The organism is Azospirillum sp. FG154 (genome assembly GCF_057809575.1).
Genome location: NZ_JBMDKF010000004.1, coordinates 172,329 through 190,482 on the forward strand (window position 1 = coordinate 172,329; position 18,154 = coordinate 190,482).

Genomic DNA, 18,154 nt, shown 5'->3' on the forward strand with positions numbered 1-18,154 from the left:
ACGCTGGAATTATAAGAAAAACCAATATCAGGCTTTGCGATAAATCATTGGATCATCCGTTCGGTCAGCAATCTAATGACCCGGACGAAACAGCAAGAACGACCGGGGGACACGTCCGATGAGCGAGCGGCAGGATTTCGGCGCCTATGATTACGTCATCGTCGGCGGCGGCACGGCGGGTTGCGTGCTGGCGAACCGGCTGTCGCTGGACCCCGACATGCGGGTGCTGCTGCTGGAGGCGGGCGGCAAGGATGATTGGATTTGGCTGCACATCCCCGCCGGTTATCTGTTCTGCATCGGCAACCCGCGCACCGATTGGTGCTATCGGACGGAGGCCGAGCCGGGACTGAACGGGCGCAGCATCCATTACGCGCGCGGCAAGGTGTTGGGCGGCTGCTCCTCGATCAACGGCATGATCGCCATGCGGGGCCAAGCGCGCGATTACGACGAATGGGCCGCTTTGACCGGCGATCAGCGGTGGAGTTGGGATCAGGTTCTGCCGGTCTTCAAGGACAGCGAGGATTATTGGCGCGGGGCTGGCGACCTGCACGGGGCGGGGGGCGAATGGCGGGTGGAGCGGCAGCGGCTGCGCTGGGATTTGCTCGACCGCTTCGCCGAGGCGGCGCAACAGGCGGGCATCCTGCCCAGCGACGATTTCAACCGGGGGACCAACGCGGGCGTCGGCGCGTTCGAGGTGAACCAGAAAAGCGGCGTGCGGTGGAGCGCGTCGAAAGCCTTTCTGCGCCCGGTGCTGATGCGGCCCAACCTGACCGTCGTCGTCAACGCCGTCATCGACCGGCTGACCATTGCGGAGGGCCGCGTCACCGGCGTGGAGTTCTCGGTGAAGGGGCAGGCGGCGCGGGCCGCCGCCCGGCTGGAAACCGTGCTGTCCGCCGGGGCCATCGGCTCCCCCGCCATTCTGCACCGCTCCGGCGTCGGCCCGGCGGCGCATCTGAAGGATTTGGGCATCCCGGTGGCGCTGGACGCCCCGGCGGTGGGCGGCAATTTGCAGGACCATCTGCAACTGCGCATGATCTTCAAGGTCGATGGCGTGACGACGCTGAACAAGCGGGCGAACAGCCTGATCGGCAAGGCGATGATGGGGCTGGACTACGCGCTGTTCCGGCGCGGGCCGCTGACCATGGCCCCCAGCCAGCTCGGCGCCTTCGTCGCGTCCGGGCCGGAGGTGGCGACGCCGGATCTGGAGTATCACGTCCAACCGCTGTCGCTCGACAAGTTCGGCGAGCCGCTGCACCCCTTCGCTGCCTTCACCGCCAGCGTCTGCGACCTGCGTCCGGCCTCGCGCGGCTGGACCCGCATCGTCTCGCGCGACCCGCTCGCCCCCCCGGCCATCGCCCCGCGCTATCTGACCGACCCCGCCGACCGGGCCAAGGCGGCCAAGGCGCTGGCGTTGACCCGGCGCATCGTCGGGCAACCGGCGCTGGCCCCCTTCAACCCGCGCGAGCATCTGCCCGGCCCGTCCTATCAGAGCGAGGAGGAACTGGCCAAGGCGGCGGGCGACATCGGCACGACGATCTTCCACCCCATCGGCACCTGCAAGATGGGTCGCGACGACGATCCGTCCGCCGTCACCGACACTGAATTGCGCTTTAAGGGGCTGCGCGGCTTGCGGGTGATCGACGCCTCGATCATGCCGACCATCACGTCGGGCAACACCAACACGCCCACCGTGATGATCGCGGAGCGCGGCGCGGCGCTGATGCGGGCGGCGCGCAAGGCGGGCGGGCGCGGCTGAGGGCGCGCGTCACTTCCACGCGCCGTCCCGCGTCAAATCGGCCAGCAGGCCGCGCAGGATGGCGTGGGCGGCGCGGGCGGCGACCGGCATCGGGCGTCCGGCGGCGTGGGCCAGCAGGATGGTTCGGTTGATCTGCGGGTCGGCGATGGGCAGGCCGGTCAAACGCTCCGCCGCCGCGCCGTAGCGCGCCACCCGTTCCGACAGCACGGTGTAGCCGCAGCCCTCGGCGACCAGCGCCTTGATCTGCTCCAGCGCGTCGATCTCCATCGCCACATTGACCGAGCCGCGCGCCAGCAGGGCGGCGTGCTCCACCTCCTCGCGCACGCCATGCGGGCGACCGGGCAGGATCAACGGCAAGGCGAGCGCCTCGGCGAAGGGAATGGCGGCGCGTCCGCGCAACAGCGGGTCGTCGGCGGGGCCGACCAGATGAAGCTGTTCGCGCGCCACGAATTCGGTGTTCAGCCCGCCCATGTCCTTCGCCCCGAAAATCAAGGCGAGGTCGAGTTGCCCGGACAGCACCCATTCCAGCATGTGGCCCGACAGCCCTTCGACCACGCGCAGGCGGATCAGCGGGTGAGCGCGGCGCACCGCCAGCGCCAGCGGCACGGTCAACACCGGCCCCAGCGAGGTCGGGATGCCGACGGTCGCCGGTCCCGACGGCACGGATTCCACCGCGCGCACGTCGTCGCGCAGGCTGTCCATGGATTCGATCAGGCCGATGGCGCGCTGGGCCAGCCGCCGCCCGCTTTCCGTCGGCACCACGCCGCGCGCCGTGCGCAACACCAGTTGGCAGCCGAAATCCTCCTCCAGCCGCTTCAGATGCAGGCTGAGCGCCGGTTGCGCCACCCGCAACGCCTCGGCGGCGCGGGAGATCGAGCCATGCTCGACAATGCCCAGGAAATAGCGCAACTGCCGCAGATCCATGGCGCCCGAGCCTCCCACAACGATAACAGAGCGCTATGAGAGGGGATGGGCGGATCGCGTGTCAATATGGCGCGCGGGCGCGGAACCGCCGCCGGAGGCCGGACGGGGACGTTCGGCGCCGTTTGGGCGGCGGCGCCCCGTTCCGGCTCCGGTCCAGGCGACCCGGCTCAGTCGAAACGGAAACCCTTGTCCAGCATGTAGACGTTGTGGACCTTGCACCAATCCACTTTGAACTCTTCGGCGTCATAGCCGATCCAGCTCACCTTGAAGGGCACGACGCAATTGCCGTCGTCGCTGCCCCAATCCATTTCGGCGGATTCGCCGGGCTTCAGGGTGAAGTCGATCCAGTTCTTGCTCCAGGCGCCCTTTTCGTAGGTTCGGAAGCCGTTGATGACCGAATCCGACGATTTGTTGTGCAGGTTGAATTTGTAGCTGTCGGCGGCCTGCGCGGTGGCGGCCAAGCCGCTCAAGACGGCGGCGACGCAGAAAAACGCGATTTTCTTCATGGGCATACCCAATTGATGGCGATGATGAGAATGGCATCCTGCCAAGATCATCATTCGCTGAGAAGTGGGCGCGTCGCCGTCGTCACCCCCGTTTCAGCAAATCCTTGCTGGCCAGCAGGGAGCCGCCGGCGATCAGCGCGCAGGAGACCCAGATGATCCCGTTGTTGGGGGCGAGACCGCAGGCGACCAGCAGCAGGGTGGACAGCAGCGGGGCCAGATAGGACAGCGCCCCCAGCGCCCGGATGTCGCCGTGCCGCACGCCATGGTCCCAGACGAAAAAGGCCGCGCCCACCGGCCCCAGCCCCAGCAGCAGCAGCGCCGCCCAGCCCAGGGCGTCGCCCGGCCACACCGTGTCCTCCAAGCCCAGATGGCAGAGCAGCGACAGGATGGCGGTGACGAGGCAAAAGGCGCTGACCGCGTCGGTCGGCGCGTCGCCGATCTGGCCCAGACGGCGGCGCAACACCGAATAGCCCGCCCAGGTGACGGCGCTGCCCAGCGCGGCGGCGTAGCCCGGCAGATGCGCCGCCTCGACCGTCAACCAGCCTTGCGCGGGATCGCCGGAGCCGCCGCGCAGAATCAGCAAAACCGTTCCGGCCAAACCGCCGACCGCCCCGGCGACGTGCCAGGAGCGCAGCCGTTCCCCCGGCAGCAGGGCGGAGAACAGCACGATCAACAGCGGCCACAGATAGTTGATGAGGTTGGCCTCCACCGGCGGAGCGGCGCGCAGGGCCATGAAATAGAGGAAGTGAAAGCCGAACAGGCCGCCCACCCCCAAGCCCCAGGCGGGGAGGGATTGGCGGAAATAGGAAAAGGGGTTGCCGCCGCGCGCCGCCGTCCAGCCGCTGCCGACCAGAAAGGCCAGCAGGAAGGAGGTCGCCACCAGTTGGAAGGGCGGCACCCGCCCGGCCAGCGTCGCCAGCGGGGCCAGGGTGGACCACATCAGAATCGCGGTGGCCCCAATGGCGGTGGCGCGGGACACGGAGGAGCGGGCGGCGGCGGTGGTCATGGCGGAGTCCAGAGAGGGCGCGGGCGTGCGCGGAAGCCGGACCATAGCCGGACGCGCCGTCCTGGTCTTGTCCTGAACTCCGGGCTGTTTTGACCGAAACTCCGGTCGGTGAACTCCGGTCGAGGACGCGCGTCCGGCCTGTACGGCTTGGTCCTTCCCGGCGTAGCATGGTGGTTCGCATCGTCGTGACAGGAGCCTGCCCGCGTGGCCCAGCCCCACCGCCTGACCGTCGCCACCCGCAGCTATGACGGGCGGGAGCGGCGGCACGCGCACCGCTTTCACCAGATCGTTTTGCCGGTCGCCGGATCGCTGGAGATGGCGGTGAACGCCGAACAGGGCCGCGTCGGCGACGGGCAAGGGGTGATCGTCGCCGACGGCACGCCGCACAGCTTTCTGGCGCGTGGCGGCAACCGTTTCGTCGTGCTGGACCTGCCGCCGCACGCGCTGTTGCCCGACGCGGCGCTGCGCCAGGCCGACGCCTTTTTCGCGGTGGACGCGGCGTTGGATTCGCTCATCCGCTATCTGGCGAGCGAGGCGGCGGACGCGCCGCTCGACGATCCGACCGCCCACCACGCGGCGGCCCTGCTGCTGCGCGCGCTGGAGCGGCGCCGCGCCCCGTCGCCGAACGGCGCGGCGGGCGATCCCATCGCGCGGGCGCAGGCGCTGATGCGCGCGCGCTGCGGGGAGGCGCTGAGCGTCGCCGAGCTGGCCCACGCCGTCGGCTTGTCCCCCAGCCAGTTTCACGAGCGTTTCCGCGCCCGCGCCGGGACGACGCCCGCCCGTTTCCTCAATGATCTGCGGCTGGATCGGGCGGAGGCGCTGTTGCGCAGCGGCGACCTGCCGCCCGCCGAAGTGGCGCTCGCCGTCGGTTTTTCCGACCAAAGCGCCCTGACCCGCAGCCTGAAACGCCGCCGGGGCGTGACGCCGGGGGCCTTGCGCGGGCGCTGACCCGCTACGGCGCGGCCAGAACGCGCAGCAGCGGATCCAGCGCGTCGATCAACGGGCCGGTCTCGCCGGGGCGACCGTCCGGCCAAGAATCCTCGAACTCGGTGATTTCCAGGCCGATGACCGACCGCTCCGCCAGAACCGCGCAGGCGGCGCGCAGATCGGCGAAGGACAGGCCGTCGGCCACCTGATACTCGCTGGGGACAAGACCGGCGTCGAGCGCGTCCACGTCGAGATGGATGTAAACCGGGCGACCCGCTGCCGCCTCGGCCAGCCGCGCCGCCAGATCGGGGCCGACCGGGACATGGCGCAAGGCCCCGGATTCGATCAGCGCCCATTCCGCCGGATCGAGATCGCGCGCGGCGACCAGCACGACGTTGCCCAACGCCAGCCCGGCGCCAAGCCCGCTGTCCCACAGGCCGCAAGCCGCGCTGACCACCAGCCCGCCGAGATAGCCGCTGTCCGACGCCTGGGGCGTGTTCACGTCGCCATGGGCGTCGAACCAGACCACGCAGGCGTCGGGTCGTTGGCGGGCGATCACGGGAAGCGTCGCCAGGGCGGCGGCGCAACGGCCCATCGCCGTCACGGTCGGCGATGGTTCGGCCAGCGCCGCCGCCACCGCGTCGGCAAGGCCGCGCAGCGCCGGACGGGCGGCGGCCAACTGAACGTCCCACAGGCCGGTAATCGGCGGTTCCGCCGCGCCGACGGCGGTGATCGTCCGCCCCAGACGGCGGGCGAGGTCAGCCCCCAGCCGCGCCGCCCCCGCCATGGCGCGCGGGTTGCGGTCGCCGCTGCGGCCTTGGAAGATGGTCAGGCTCGCGGTGGTGGCCATTGGGGGGGTCAGCGTTTCACGGTGGCGGCGTGGGGGTTTTCAGGCAGGCCCTTGTCCAGCTTGGCCTGGATGGCGTCCTTCTGCTCGCTCTCTTCGGCGATGCGGAGCGCGCGGGTCCATTGGAAACGGGCCTCGTTGCGCCGACCGACCCGCCAATAGGCGTCGCCAAGATGGTCGTTGATCGTCGGGTCCAGCGGTTTCAGCTCCACCGCGCGTTCCAGCTTGTCGACCGCGCCGTTGAAATCGCCCAGACTGAACAGCGCCCAGCCCAAACTGTCCACGATGTAACCGTCTTGTGGGCGCAGCGCCACCGCCCGTTCGACCATCCCCTTGGCGACGTCGAGATTTTCGCCACGCTCGATCCAACTGTAGCCCAAATGGTTCAGCAGGGTCGGTTCGTCGGGCTTCACCGCCAACGCCGCTTTCAGGTCGGCTTCGGTCTCGGGCCAGCGTCCAACCTTCTCGTAAGCCATGGCGCGGGCGTAGAGCAGGGGCCATTGCCGCTCGTCCGGCGGGGCCATCCGGGTCAAGGCGGCGCTGTAGGATTCGGCGGCCTCGTCGTAATGTTTGGCGAAGCGCTGGAGATCGCCCAGCCGGACCAGCGCGTCCGTGCGTTCCGGGTGCTCGGCGGTCAGCGCTTTCAGATTGGCGATGGCCTCGTCGGCGCGGTCGAGCCGGGCGAGGCTGTCGGCGGCGCGCAGCCGGGCCGACCAACCGAGGATCGGATTTTTGGTCAGAAAGCTGTATTCGGCCAACGCCTCTTCGTGATGGTCGCGCAGGGTCATGATGTCGCCGATCATCAGCCGGGCCAGCGGCAGATCGGCCCGCAGATGCAGGGCCAACCGCCCGAACAGCAGGGCGGTTTCATCGGCGTTTTCGTGGTGCAGGGCGCTGGCCAGGTCGAACATCGCCTCGGCCAGACCGTCGCGGGAATCGCGGATGGTGCGGGCGGTGGTCGCGCCGCCGCCCAGGGCGTCGACGGCGGGTTCGACCATCAGGCTGTCGGTCGCCCCCGCCCGGAAGGTTTCGTAGAGTTTGCGGGCTTCGGCCACGCGCCCGGTGCGCTCCATGAAATTGCCGACGATCTGCACCACGCGCAGCGGCGCGGCGCTTTCCGTCACGCTGGCGTAGCGCGCCGCCGCCTGTTCGGTGCGCCCGGCCAGATCAAGGATCAGCGCGGCGTGCAGATTGTGCAGGGCGGCGAAACCGCTGATTTTGCTCAGCGGCTCCAGCGCGGCCAGCGCGTTGTCGGTCTGGCCGCGCGCCTGGGCCAACCACGCCTTGGTGAGCGGGCCGATGAATTTGCCCAGCCCGTCGGCGGGGATGCGGGCGGCCAACGCCTCGGCGTCGCCCAACCGCGCGTCGGCCAACCCGTCGGCGGCGAGCAGGGCCAAGGCCATTTGCGGGTCGCTGTCCGATTGCAGCACCCGTTGGGCAAGCTCCAGCGCGCTGTCGATCTTGCCCTCGCCCAGCTTCAGCAGGAAGGTGCGGCGCAGCAAGGTGAGGTCGTCGGGGTCGGCGGCCAACGCCTGAGCCATGTAGAGGGCGGCGGCGGACCAATCATCCTGATGCTGGGCGAAGCGCCCGGCCAAATAGCTGCCGATCGCCGGTCCCGGCGGTTCGACCGCCTGGGCTGGGCTGGGGGGAAGCGCGAACAGCAGACCGGACAGCAGCAGCGCCGACCCCAGGCGCAACCCGTTTTGGAACCTCGTCATGCTGTGCCTCGCCTTGCGCGCTGTCATTTGAGTGTCAACCATCCCTATTAACCGCGCAATCGGCGGCAAAGGTCTAGAGCCAATCGCGGCGGATCCGTTCGATCCGCTCGGCCCGCAGGATGTCGGCGGCGTGGGCGTCCATGTGGGCGCGCAGGGCGTCGGGCATGCCGGGCGACAGGGCCGCGCCCTCGGTGGACCAGCGGGCCATCCAGGACAGGGTGCGCAGCCATGTCAGACGGCGCAGCGGCCCCAGCGCCGGGCGCGTCGCCTCGGCCAAGGCGGGCGGGACCGCCGCAACCCACGCGGCGTGGAAGGCGGCGACCTCGGCGGCGCTCAGCGCCGCGTTGACCGCCGGATCCCATTTGGTCGAGCTGTAGAGGCTGGCGTGGGCCAGATCCATGGCGGGATGGCCGTATTGCAGCTTTTCCAGATCGGTGAACCAGGCTTTCCCGGCGTCGTCGATCAGGAAATTGCCGGGGTGGACGTCCACCCCAACCGTGGCGATCGGCATCGGCGCGGCCACCTTGTCACGTCGGGCGGCGTCCAATTCCTCAGCGATCAACGTTCGGGCCTCGGGCGTCAGGCGGGCGGCGTCGAACCAGGCGGCTTGCCGTTCGACCTGCGCCAGCAGGGCGGCGGCGGGATCGGCGGGGCAGGGCAGCGGGGCCGGATCGGCGGGCGGCGGCAGCCGATGCAGGGAGGCGAGCGCGCGGGCGATGGCCGCCATGTCGGCGGGCAGGCGCGGCGCGCGTCCGACGATTTCCGTCACCAGCAGCGCCCCCATTGGCAAGCCGTCGCTTGGTCGCAGCGTGGCGACCAGACGGGGGGTGTGGCCCGAGGCCTCGGCCCGTTGAAAGGCGGCGGCCTGATGGGCGAGCGCGGCGGCGGGATCCAGCCCCATCTGGCTCCAGCGCGGAATCCGCAGGATCAGGGCGCAGCCGCGCAGGCGCAGATGGTCATGGGCGACGCCCTTCAGCGGCAGCGGCTCCAGCGCGTCGGGGCTGAGCGCGTCAGGGTTTAGCGCGCCAGGGTTTAGCGCGTTGAGGGTCGGCAACCGCCGCAGGGCGTCGATCACCGCCCGGCTTTCCAACAGAAGGCGCAGGTCGGTCATGTCAGATCTGGTGCTCGCGCAGGCGGGGCATCAACTCGACCAGATTGCAGGGGCGGTGCCGGTTGTCGAGCTGCCACACCAGGATGTCGTCCCAGGCGTCGCGGCAGGCGCTGGGCGAGCCGGGCAGGGCGAAAATGTAGGTGCCGTTGGCGACGCCGCCGGTCGCCCGGCTCTGGATCGTCGAGGTGCCGACCTTGGCGTAGCTGAGCTGGCGGAACAATTCGCCAAAGCCGGGAATCGCCTTTTCATAGAGCGCTTCGACCGCCTCGGGGGTGACGTCGCGCCCGGTCACGCCGGTGCCGCCGGTGGTCAGCACGACGTCGATTTGCGGATCGGCGACGTGGGCCTGGACCAGCGCCCGGATGGCGGCGACGTCGTCCTTGACGATGGCGCGGGCGGCCAGCCGATGCCCGGCGGCGGTCAGCCGTTCAACCAGCGCGTCACCGGATCGGTCGTCGGCGGCGACGCGGGTGTCGGACACGGTGACGACGGCGATGTTGACGGGCAGGAAGGGGCGGTTTTCGTCGATCTTCGGCATGCGGGTTCCGATCAAGGGGTGGGTGGCCATTGGGCCGCCCACTCCATCACTGGATCGGGCTGCCCGAAGACCGTTCGGCGACCTGTTCGACCATCGGCGTCGGTCGCGAAGCGACCTGCGCCGGGGCGTGAGCGTCCTCGGCGAAAGCCGGGGCGGCGTAGACCGGCCATTTGCCAGCGGCGACGGCGGCCAGCGAGGCGCTTTCCTGGCCCATCCGCAGACGGTAAATCCAGTAATTCGCCATCACCTTCTCCACATAGTCGCGGGTCTCGGCGAAGGGAAGGCTTTCGATGAACAGCAGGGGGTCGGCGACGTCGCTCATCTCACGCCGCCAGCGCAGCAGCGTGCCCGGCCCGGCGTTGTAGGCGGCGGTGGCGAGGAACAGGTTGCCGCCGACGTCGGGCATCGCCAGCAGTTCGCTCAGATAACGCTGGCCCAGCTCCATGTTGCGGGCGGGATCGACGAGCGCGGCGCGGTCGGCGTCGGCGCTGGTCAGGTCGGCGTTGCGCTCCTGCACATGCTGGGCGGTGCTGGGCAGGATCTGCATCAGCCCGGTGGCCCCGGCGGAGCTGACCAGCCGGGCGTCGAAGCGCGATTCCTGCCGCATCACCGCGAACACCAGCGCGGGGTCGAGCGTAAAGCCATCGCGCGGCTTCCAATAGGGCAGCGGGTAGAGCGCGGCGGCGTAGGCCGACCCGTCCGGACCGGCGACCGCGTTGCCCAGGCGCAGAGCCAGAGTCGGCAGTCCGGCCCGGTCGGCCAGACTCACCAGCGCCTGTTCGACCAGGGGATCGCCTTGCGGGTGGACGCGCTGCAACTCCAGCTCGGCCAAGTCGCGTTGGCCGGTTTGCAGCAGGGCGATGGCGCGGGCGCCCGCCGGTTTGCGGGCCAGGGCGGCCAACTGCGCGCCAGTCAATTCGGGCGCTTGCCATTCCACCTGATCGATCCCGCCCAACGCCCGGCGGGCGAGCAGTCCGTAGAAGGTGTGCGGGTAGCGGGCGGCGGCGGCGAGGTGGGACAGCGCCTCGGCGGCGCGGCCCAGGCGGGTGTGGGCGCGGGCGGCCCAGTAATCGGCGGCGGCGGCCTGCCAGGGCGAGCGCGGACCGGACGCGGCCATGCCGTCGAAATGGCGCGACGCGCGGTCAAACTGCTTCGACCGCCACGCGGCCAACCCAGCGATCCACTGGGCTTCGGGCAGCGCGTCGCCCGACCGCGCGGCGCTGGCCGAAGCGAGCGCCAGCGCCTGGGCGGTCTCGCCGCTGTAGTAGAGAGACGCGGCGATGCGGGCGCGGGCGGCGTCGTACTGAACCGAGTCCAGCGTGCGCGAGAAATCGTCCTGTCCCAACAGGGCCAAAGCCGCCCCGGCGCGGCCTGCGCGCACCAGATCCTCAATCCGCGTCACGGCGGCGTGATCGGCGCGGGTTCGGTTGACGGTGCGGCTGCGCGGGGCGATGGTCACAGCGTCCGGGCCACTGGCGGCGTCGTCGCCCGACGTTTCGGTCTTGGCCGACACGGTGCGCAGGCCGCCCAACTGTTCCAGCGAGCCGTTCAGCCGAACCGCGTCGTCGCCGCGCGGCGGTTTCAAGCTGTGGTCGCCCGAGGGTTGGCGGCGTTGGGCGAGGTTGTAAACGCGCTCCGCCCCGGCGAGATCGCCATATTTCTGCATCCACAACGCCAGCTCGTCAAAATTGGCCTTGCGGTCGGGATGCAGATAGCGGTGGCGCAGAACATAACCGATCAGCCGCCGGTCCTTCAGCAGGCGCATTTCGGCGTCGGCGGCGTCCCAGTCGGCTTGATCCTGCAAGGCGAAGATGCGGACGTAGCGTTCGGCGTCGCCTTGAGTCAATTGGACGGCGCGCGCCTCACGATCCGAGGCCAAAAGCAACGGTTCGGGCATGGTCTCGGCCTCGGACGGAATGACGGGGCGCCCGTCCGAGGCATGAACAATAAGGGCGGCGCGGGCCGGGCGCAGGGCGCCCGATCCGGCGAGAGCCACGGTGATGACCACCGTCGTTCCCAGAACGCCCAGAAGGTTGCGTCGCAGCGGGACCGCGTGCGCGGCCCTGTATGCTGCACTGCACAATTTCCAGAGCATTCGATCCAATTAACTCAGTTTGGATCAAACCGCAAGCAAAGGATTCACACGCCCTGAGTCCCGTCGGGTAATCGGCTGTATGAACAACGGGTTATGCGGCCATGGGCAATCGGGCTAGGTCGTGTGGAAAGTGGCCTGAACGCGACGTCATCGATGGAAATGGCCTGTTTGCCTCATGAGTCTGGCAACAATTTGTCCAGGCTGGTTTTAATCTCTGTTTATTTGCTGAAATGTGATGCCGACTTCGTCGATTCTTTGCCGCAAGGCGAGCATGTCGCGCCACGCTTCGCGCTTGGCGATGGGGTTGCGCAGCAGGTAGGCGGGGTGGAGCATCGGCAGGAGCGGCAGCGGGCCGGCCGCCGTCGGGTAGTCGCGCCATTGGCCGCGCAGGCGGGTGATGCCGTCGGGCCGGTCCAGCAGGGTCTTGGCCGACACGCCGCCCAGCGCCACCAGGATCTTGGGCTTCACCAGGGCGACGTGACGCTCCAGAAAGGGCAGGCAGGCGGCGACCTCGGCGGCGGTCGGGCTGCGGTTGCCGGGCGGGCGCCAGGGCAGGATGTTGGTGATGCGGACATGGCTGCGGTCCAACCCGATCTGCGCCAACATGCGGTCCAGCAGCTTGCCGCTGACCCCGACGAAGGGCTTGCCCTGCCGGTCCTCGTCCTCGCCCGGCGCTTCGCCGATCAGCAGGATCGGGGCGTCGGCGGCGCCGTCGGCGAACACCGTGTTCATCGCCGTGGCCTTCAGCGGGCAGCCGTCGAAATCGCGCAAGGCGGCTTCCAGTTCGGCCAGGGTCTTCGCCTCGGCGGCGCGCGCGCGGGCGCTGATTCCCGCCTCGCTCGCCCCCAACGGCTGGTCGGCGCTGACCATTGCCGCCGCCGGGCGGGCGGGTGGGCGGGCCATGCCGGTCGCGGGCGCGGCCCGCGTTCCGCCGTCCCGAGTCGGGCCGCCGTTCGGGGCGAATCCCGCTTGCGTCGCCGGGCGCGCGGGCGCGCGGGCCGTCAAGGCGGCCCAATCGGTCGGCGTGTCGCCGATGGCTTCGTCGCAGCCGATGTCGGCGTGCCAACGCAGCGCGTCGAGGATGTCGCATACGTCAATCATCGTTTGACCTTACCACAGATCGTGTGGTCTTACATGATCCTTGCCGGATTTGGTTGCACCGCATCCTGTGCTACAAGCAGCGACCCGCAGGAGAGGCGGGGGGGACAGACGAGAACAACGCAAGCGCCAAAACAAGAAGGTGGGGGAGTTTAGGACATGGAACGCGAACCGCGCGAAGTCATGGAATATGATGTCCTGATCGTCGGCGCCGGGCCGGCCGGTCTCAGCGCGGCGATCCGCCTGAGGCAGCGCGCCGCCGAAACCGGGCAGGACATCAGCGTCTGCGTCATCGAAAAAGGCTCGGAGGTCGGCGCGCATCTGCTGTCCGGCGCCGTGTTCGAGCCGCACGCGCTCGCCGAACTCATCCCCGACTGGAAGGAAAAAGGCGCGCCGCTGACCACCCCGGCGCGGGAAGATCATTTCCTGTTCCTGACCGAGACGAAGGCGTTCAAGTCGCCCGTCACCCCGCCGCAGATGAACAATCACGGCAACTACATCATTTCTCTGGGCAACCTTGCCCGCTGGCTGGGCGCCCAGGCCGAAGAGCTGGGGGTGGAGATTTACCCCGGCTTCGCCGCCGCCGAGGTGTTGTATGACGAGGACGGCGCCGTCAAGGGCGTGGCCACCGGCGACATGGGCATCGGCAAGGACGGCGAGAAGACCGGCAACTACACAGCCGGAATGGAGCTGCACGCCAAGCAGACCATCTTCGCCGAAGGCTGCCGTGGTTCGCTGACCAAGACCCTGTTCGAGCGGTTCGACCTGCGCCGGGATTGCGACCATCAGACTTACGGCCTGGGCATCAAGGAATTGTGGGAGATCGACCCGGCCAAATCCAAGCCCGGCCTGATCGTCCACACCATTGGTTGGCCGATGGACCCCAAGACCTATGGCGGGTCGTGGCTCTATCACATGGAAGGCAATCTGGTGTCGGTCGGCTTCGTCGTCGGCCTGGATTACGCCAACCCGCATCTCAGCCCGTTTGAAGAGTTCCAGCGCTACAAGACCCACCCGGCGATCCGCCCGACCTTCGAGGGCGGGCGGCGCCTGTCCTATGGCGCGCGCGCGCTCAGCGAGGGCGGCTTCCAGTCGATTCCGAAGCTGACCTTCCCCGGCGGCGTCATCATCGGCGACGCGGCGGGCTTCCTGAACGTGCCGAAGATCAAGGGCAACCACACCGCCATGAAGTCGGGCATGGTCGCGGCGGAAGCGGTGTTCGAGCATCTGACCAACGGTTCGACCGCGCGCGAGGCGACGGAATACCCCCAGCGCCTGAAGGACTCCTGGGTGTGGCCGGAACTCCAGGCGGTGCGCAACATCCGTCCGGGATTCCAAAAGGGCCTGTGGTTCGGCCTCATCAACGCCGGGTTCGAGACCGTCACCAAGGGCAAGGCCCCCTGGACGCTCAAGCACCACGCCGACAATCTGTCGCTGGTCCGCGCCAGCGAGGCGCCAAAGATCGCCTACCCCAAGCCGGACGGGAAAATCAGCTTCGACCGCCTGTCGTCGGTCTATCTGTCCAACACCAACCACGAGGAAGACCAACCGGCGCATCTGACGCTGAAGGATTCCTCGGTTCCAATCAGCGTCAATCTGGCGCTCTACGACGCGCCGGAAACCCGCTATTGCCCGGCGGGCGTCTATGAAATCGTCCGCAACGAGGACGGGACCAGCCCGCGCTTGCAGATCAACGCGCAGAACTGCCTGCACTGCAAAACCTGCGACATCAAGGACCCGACCCAGAACATCAACTGGGTGGTGCCGGAAGGCAGCGGCGGGCCGAACTATCCCGGCGGGATGTAAGCGGTCGCTTTTTTGGTTTGAATGACAAAAAACGGCGGGTGGGCGACCATCCGCCGTTTTTTTATAAGTCCACAGCCGCTTTGTCTAAACAATATTTAGCTTTTCAGGCTTGCTCTTTCGTGATCTCTTGAATCTGTTCGTGGGTGGTTTCCATTAAAAAGGATAAGATTTTCCATAATATCAAGGAGATTTTGCATTTCATCTCTTGACATCACAGCACATATTTTTTTAATTTTACCTCCATCTGCATGAAATTCTTCAGAGGCATAAAGGAACAATTTGGTCCCATTTCCTTTTATAAAAGAAGCTTTTATTCTGGTGGGGTGATTTGGAATAATATAAGGCCTTATTTTTTCGAAAATCACTTTGCTCTCTGAATTTGCAGAAAATTTACTTTCGATATCCTGTATTGTTTTGTAGGAATACATTTTTAATCTTCCAGCCTCAGCTAGGCTAACGATGGCGCTGCAGAGGCCTGTATGGCTGAGGAGAAAACTATAATCTCCTGAAAAGGCATGAACTTCTTGGCTTTCTTTATAGTATTTCTCTAATATTGGAAAGGCGTCCTTCTCATCTGAAATCTCATGAGTTGCAATTCGGCGTTTTTCAGTATCAAAAAACTTGCTTTTGACTGCAGACCAAAATGAAATAATTAGCATTTGACCGGATGCTAAAAAAGTTACATTATTCGCCAAAGATAGAGTAAGCGGTACAAATTTTTGGTCTTTGGGATCAACAATATTGTCAAGAAAAATCCCCATAGAAATTTGAGTAATTGATAAAAAAACTGTATTTGGATTTACGCCGGATGACAAAGCTGAAGCTGTCATATTCAGAGCAACATAAAGAAAACACGTAAATATTGTTGACAATATAAGTAAAACCAGCCCATAAACGAAGAAATTTTTCGTAGCTTGAGATGTGTTTCTGCGTATTTTGCTAATCATGAGATGTAAATTCATGTTATATGCTCTTCCATTGCGATTAATATATGAAACTAAGAGGGAAATTAGAAAGATAGATCTTTCGGAGCGTGTAGAAAACTGATGTTAAGGTATTTCTCCCCAAAAAAAATCTTGTGCGGATCCGAAAGCTCCACGGACAAGGAAAACGATTTATATCCGACTAACCCATCGATGGAGTGAGAAAATTTATCAATTACCTCCCGATAGTCAATCACAATCAAATCATCAGATAGTAATTTCTTGAGATTGTTGTTATCTTTTAGGGTGCTTATGTCTTGTCCGCAGAGCCAGTATGAGGCCAGCCTAGTTCCCGAAGAGCCTTTCCAATCTTGAAATTTTCCAGTAAAAAAATTAGGAGACATCCCAAATAAGATTTCCCACATTTCTTTTGAGATTCTTAGGTGTTGCTCGCTGGGATCTATCTGTGTGATTTCTACGCTTGAAGAGGGAAATGTTGAAAGCCAAGCAATTGAAGCGGTTCCTGGACCGCTTCCAATGTCAACGATTTCATTTGATAGCTTTAAGTTACTCCTGCTTAACCCTTCTTCAATAAGAGAAAAAGTGTATAAACATTTAAGCAAATTTTTTAAAAAATATGCATCAACAAAGGCCGTTCCAAGAAGGCCGTAGTCGATATTTTTAGCGGCCTTAAATGAGCGCCTTGATATGAATTTTTTAAGTATAAGAGAGTTTTTTGAGCAATTAAAAATCTCTGGAAAATCTCTTCGCAAAAGAAGAAAGATAATGTTAAATCTCCTTTCAGCAATATTTGCTGTTGCCCATAGTGCTGATCTTGGCACTATTTTATGTTTCGCATTATCACCTAATGTGCGCATTGTATTTTAAATCCAATTATCTGTTGGTATATTTAATGATGAATTATATATTCATTTTTAATTAATGTCAACATGAAGGAAAACATAACATTAGGAAATTGATTGATTTTGAGCGCAGCGCGTACAGCTATAATGCGTTTGAAATCGTCCGCAACGAGGACGGGACCAGCCCGCGCTTGCAGATCAACGCGCAGAACTGCCTGCACTGCAAGACCTGCGACATCAAGGATCCGACCCAGAACATCAACTGGGTGGTGCCGGAAGGCAGCGGCGGGCCGAACTATCCCGGCGGGATGTAAGCGGCCGCTTGCGTGAGGGTTGGGGCGTTCTTGCCCCCTCCCTAACCCTCCCCCGCTGGCGCGGGAGAGGGAACTCCGCTGTAAAGTGCCAAAGTTCCAGGCCCCCTCTCCCGCAACGCGGGAGAGGGCTGGGGAGGAGGCGCGCGGGTTGAGCCTTGACGTCCCTTCTTAACGATCACACCGAACGAAAAGCGGCGGATGGGCCTTCCATCCGCCGCTTTTCGTTCCGATCCGGCCCGGTGGGATCCGGCGAAAAAATCAATGGCTGGAAGGCTTGCCGAAACTCGGCTACCGTTCACTTTGTTCGTGGCGCTGATGATTTCCCTCTGACGGAGACAATCCCCCTCTGCGGTCTGTTCGATATCAAAACGGATATCGGAAAAAGCAATATACGCATTTGACAGTTATCTCAAACACACCGAATCTACGGCGACAATCCGGCGCTCAACGGACAGTCCGTGTGGCCATCGTTTGAGCGCCCGGCGTGGCGGTTTCGATATGGGAACACACCCCCCTCTCCATCGGCGAGAGGCGGCGTCAAGCAACTGGGAGGAAGAAACTGATGAAGTCGTTCACGTCCGCACTGGCCGGTGTCGCCGTTGGCCTGTTCGCGCTGGCCGCCCCCTTCGCGACCACGGCGGTGGCGCAGGACAAGGGCACCATCGGCATTTCGATGCCGACCAAATCGTCGGCCCGCTGGATCGACGACGGCGCCAACATGGTGAAGTCGGCCCAGGAAAAGGGCTACAAGACCGATCTGCAATACGCCGATGACGACATTCCCAACCAGCTCGCCCAGATCGAGAACATGGTCACGAAGAACGTCAAGGTTCTGGTGATCGCGGCGATCGACGGCACGACGCTGACCGACGTTCTGCACAAGGCGGCGGAAAAGGGCGTGAAGGTCATCGCCTATGACCGTCTGATCCGTGGGTCGGCCGACGTCAGCTATTACGCCACCTTCGACAATTTCCAGGTCGGCGTGCTCCAGGCCTCCTACATCGAAAAGGCGCTGGGCCTGAAAGAGGGCAAGGGTCCGTTCAACATCGAGCTGTTCGGCGGCTCCGCCGACGACAACAACGCCTTCTTCTTCTACAACGGCGCCATGTCGGTCCTTCAGCCCTACATCGACAGCGGCAAGCTGAAGGTCGGCAGCGGCCAGATGGGCATGGACAAGGTCGCCACCCTGCGTTGGGACGGCGCCGTGGCCCAGGCCCGCATGGACAATCTGCTGAGCGCCTACTACACCAAGGCCCGCGTCGACGCCGTCCTCTCGCCCTATGACGGCCTGAGCATCGGCATCATCTCCTCGCTGAAGGGCGTCGGCTACGGCACGCCGTCGCTGCCGATGCCGGTGGTCACGGGCCAGGACGCCGAAATCCAGTCGGTCAAGTCGATCCTGGCGGGCGAGCAGCGCTCCACCGTCTACAAGGACACCCGTGAACTGGCCAAGGTCACGGTCGGCATGGTGGACGCCCTGCTGGCGGGCGGCACGCCGCAGATCAACGACACCAAGACCTACGACAACGGCAAGAAGGTCGTTCCGTCCTATCTGCTGAAGCCGGTTCTGGTGGACGCTTCCAACTGGAAGGAAATTCTGGTTGGCGGCGGCTATTACAAGGAAAGCCAGATCCATTGATCGACAGGGCGGGGCCGCGTCGTTCCGGCGCGGCCCCGCCGCTGGTCTGCTGGTGAACGCCGGGTCGTTGACGACCCGCCGGA

Annotated in this window: 15 protein-coding genes and 1 pseudogene; 5 read left to right on the top strand and 11 right to left on the bottom strand. The window is 64.8% G+C overall.

What is annotated here, in order from left to right; all coding sequences use genetic code 11:
* Positions 1 to 118: 118 nt before the first annotated feature.
* Positions 119 to 1,756, top strand: coding sequence for a GMC family oxidoreductase (locus ACODS4_RS06765; protein WP_488861974.1), 1,638 nt, complete (start codon positions 119 to 121; stop codon positions 1,754 to 1,756).
* Positions 1,757 to 1,765: 9 nt separating this feature from the next.
* Here the strand turns inward: ACODS4_RS06765 and ACODS4_RS06770 are convergent, their stop codons facing one another.
* From ACODS4_RS06770 to yddG, 3 genes are all read right to left on the bottom strand, one after another.
* Positions 1,766 to 2,680 carry a LysR family transcriptional regulator gene (locus tag ACODS4_RS06770; protein ID WP_488861976.1) on the bottom strand — a complete coding sequence of 305 codons (915 nt, stop codon included), beginning with the start codon at positions 2,678 to 2,680 and terminating at the stop codon, positions 1,766 to 1,768.
* A 167-nt stretch (positions 2,681 to 2,847) separates the two neighbouring features.
* A complete protein-coding gene (locus ACODS4_RS06775; RefSeq protein ID WP_488861978.1) occupies positions 2,848 to 3,186 on the bottom strand; it encodes a hypothetical protein in 339 nt (112 codons plus the stop codon).
* Between the two features lie 82 nt (positions 3,187 to 3,268).
* Positions 3,269 to 4,192 (bottom strand): aromatic amino acid exporter YddG, encoded by a 924-nt coding sequence (yddG, locus tag ACODS4_RS06780; protein ID WP_488861980.1) that lies wholly within the window; start codon positions 4,190 to 4,192, stop codon positions 3,269 to 3,271.
* Positions 4,193 to 4,396: 204 nt separating this feature from the next.
* On the opposite strand from yddG, the gene ACODS4_RS06785 reads away from it, so the two are divergent.
* On the top strand, positions 4,397 to 5,140 hold the full coding sequence (locus ACODS4_RS06785) for a helix-turn-helix domain-containing protein (RefSeq protein ID WP_488861982.1): 744 nt from the start codon (positions 4,397 to 4,399) through the stop codon (positions 5,138 to 5,140).
* Positions 5,141 to 5,144: 4 nt separating this feature from the next.
* Here ACODS4_RS06785 and ACODS4_RS06790 read toward each other — a convergent pair whose 3' ends face one another.
* The 6 genes from ACODS4_RS06790 to ACODS4_RS06815 form a co-directional block, all read right to left on the bottom strand.
* The gene (locus ACODS4_RS06790) at positions 5,145 to 5,969 is read right to left on the bottom strand and encodes an arginase family protein (protein WP_488861984.1); all 825 of its coding nucleotides are present in this window, start codon (positions 5,967 to 5,969) and stop codon (positions 5,145 to 5,147) included.
* A gap of 8 nt (positions 5,970 to 5,977) precedes the next feature.
* The gene (locus ACODS4_RS06795; protein WP_488861986.1) at positions 5,978 to 7,684 is read right to left on the bottom strand and encodes a tetratricopeptide repeat protein; all 1,707 of its coding nucleotides are present in this window, start codon (positions 7,682 to 7,684) and stop codon (positions 5,978 to 5,980) included.
* A gap of 73 nt (positions 7,685 to 7,757) precedes the next feature.
* Entirely contained in the window at positions 7,758 to 8,795 is a 1,038-nt protein-coding gene (locus ACODS4_RS06800; protein ID WP_488861988.1) for a phosphotransferase family protein, read from the bottom strand.
* 1 nt (position 8,796) lies between these two features.
* On the bottom strand, positions 8,797 to 9,333 hold the full coding sequence (moaB, locus tag ACODS4_RS06805; RefSeq protein WP_488862157.1) for a molybdenum cofactor biosynthesis protein B: 537 nt from the start codon (positions 9,331 to 9,333) through the stop codon (positions 8,797 to 8,799).
* Positions 9,334 to 9,379: 46 nt separating this feature from the next.
* On the bottom strand, positions 9,380 to 11,428 hold the full coding sequence (locus tag ACODS4_RS06810) for a lytic transglycosylase domain-containing protein (RefSeq protein ID WP_488861990.1): 2,049 nt from the start codon (positions 11,426 to 11,428) through the stop codon (positions 9,380 to 9,382).
* A gap of 207 nt (positions 11,429 to 11,635) precedes the next feature.
* Positions 11,636 to 12,529, bottom strand: coding sequence for a uracil-DNA glycosylase (locus tag ACODS4_RS06815; RefSeq protein WP_488861992.1), 894 nt, complete (start codon positions 12,527 to 12,529; stop codon positions 11,636 to 11,638).
* Positions 12,530 to 12,685: 156 nt separating this feature from the next.
* On the opposite strand from ACODS4_RS06815, the gene ACODS4_RS06820 reads away from it, so the two are divergent.
* Complete coding sequence (locus ACODS4_RS06820; protein WP_488861994.1) at positions 12,686 to 14,332, top strand: electron transfer flavoprotein-ubiquinone oxidoreductase; 1,647 nt, start codon at positions 12,686 to 12,688, stop codon at positions 14,330 to 14,332.
* 95 nt (positions 14,333 to 14,427) lie between these two features.
* Here the strand turns inward: ACODS4_RS06820 and ACODS4_RS06825 are convergent, their stop codons facing one another.
* Together ACODS4_RS06825 and ACODS4_RS06830 are read right to left on the bottom strand one after the other, a co-directional pair.
* Entirely contained in the window at positions 14,428 to 15,294 is an 867-nt protein-coding gene (locus ACODS4_RS06825; protein WP_488861996.1) for a hypothetical protein, read from the bottom strand.
* Between the two features lie 47 nt (positions 15,295 to 15,341).
* Positions 15,342 to 16,133 (bottom strand): hypothetical protein, encoded by a 792-nt coding sequence (locus tag ACODS4_RS06830; RefSeq protein ID WP_488861998.1) that lies wholly within the window; start codon positions 16,131 to 16,133, stop codon positions 15,342 to 15,344.
* 137 nt (positions 16,134 to 16,270) lie between these two features.
* Here ACODS4_RS06830 and ACODS4_RS06835 point away from each other — a divergent pair.
* Both ACODS4_RS06835 and chvE read left to right on the top strand, forming a co-directional pair.
* Positions 16,271 to 16,432: pseudogene (locus tag ACODS4_RS06835) on the top strand (4Fe-4S dicluster domain-containing protein); the annotation flags it as partial.
* 562 nt (positions 16,433 to 16,994) lie between these two features.
* On the top strand, positions 16,995 to 18,071 hold the full coding sequence (gene chvE, locus ACODS4_RS06840; RefSeq protein ID WP_488862000.1) for a multiple monosaccharide ABC transporter substrate-binding protein: 1,077 nt from the start codon (positions 16,995 to 16,997) through the stop codon (positions 18,069 to 18,071).
* Positions 18,072 to 18,154: the final 83 nt, after the last annotated feature.

What these genes read in the sequence shown, in the direction of transcription:
- ACODS4_RS06810 (WP_488861990.1), bottom strand. Translation starts at nt 11,428, where the DNA reads ATGCTCTGGAAATTGTGCAGTGCAGCATACAGGGCCGCGCACGCGGTC.
- ACODS4_RS06830 (WP_488861998.1), bottom strand. Translation starts at nt 16,133, where the DNA reads ATGCGCACATTAGGTGATAATGCGAAACATAAAATAGTGCCAAGATCA.
- ACODS4_RS06765 (WP_488861974.1), top strand. Translation starts at nt 119, where the DNA reads ATGAGCGAGCGGCAGGATTTCGGCGCCTATGATTACGTCATCGTCGGC.
- ACODS4_RS06775 (WP_488861978.1), bottom strand. Translation starts at nt 3,186, where the DNA reads ATGAAGAAAATCGCGTTTTTCTGCGTCGCCGCCGTCTTGAGCGGCTTG.
- ACODS4_RS06800 (WP_488861988.1), bottom strand. Translation starts at nt 8,795, where the DNA reads ATGACCGACCTGCGCCTTCTGTTGGAAAGCCGGGCGGTGATCGACGCC.
- ACODS4_RS06795 (WP_488861986.1), bottom strand. Translation starts at nt 7,684, where the DNA reads ATGACGAGGTTCCAAAACGGGTTGCGCCTGGGGTCGGCGCTGCTGCTG.
- ACODS4_RS06825 (WP_488861996.1), bottom strand. Translation starts at nt 15,294, where the DNA reads ATGAATTTACATCTCATGATTAGCAAAATACGCAGAAACACATCTCAA.
- ACODS4_RS06820 (WP_488861994.1), top strand. Translation starts at nt 12,686, where the DNA reads ATGGAACGCGAACCGCGCGAAGTCATGGAATATGATGTCCTGATCGTC.
- chvE (WP_488862000.1), top strand. Translation starts at nt 16,995, where the DNA reads ATGAAGTCGTTCACGTCCGCACTGGCCGGTGTCGCCGTTGGCCTGTTC.
- ACODS4_RS06770 (WP_488861976.1), bottom strand. Translation starts at nt 2,680, where the DNA reads ATGGATCTGCGGCAGTTGCGCTATTTCCTGGGCATTGTCGAGCATGGC.
- moaB (WP_488862157.1), bottom strand. Translation starts at nt 9,333, where the DNA reads ATGCCGAAGATCGACGAAAACCGCCCCTTCCTGCCCGTCAACATCGCC.
- ACODS4_RS06790 (WP_488861984.1), bottom strand. Translation starts at nt 5,969, where the DNA reads ATGGCCACCACCGCGAGCCTGACCATCTTCCAAGGCCGCAGCGGCGAC.
- yddG (WP_488861980.1), bottom strand. Translation starts at nt 4,192, where the DNA reads ATGACCACCGCCGCCGCCCGCTCCTCCGTGTCCCGCGCCACCGCCATT.
- ACODS4_RS06815 (WP_488861992.1), bottom strand. Translation starts at nt 12,529, where the DNA reads ATGATTGACGTATGCGACATCCTCGACGCGCTGCGTTGGCACGCCGAC.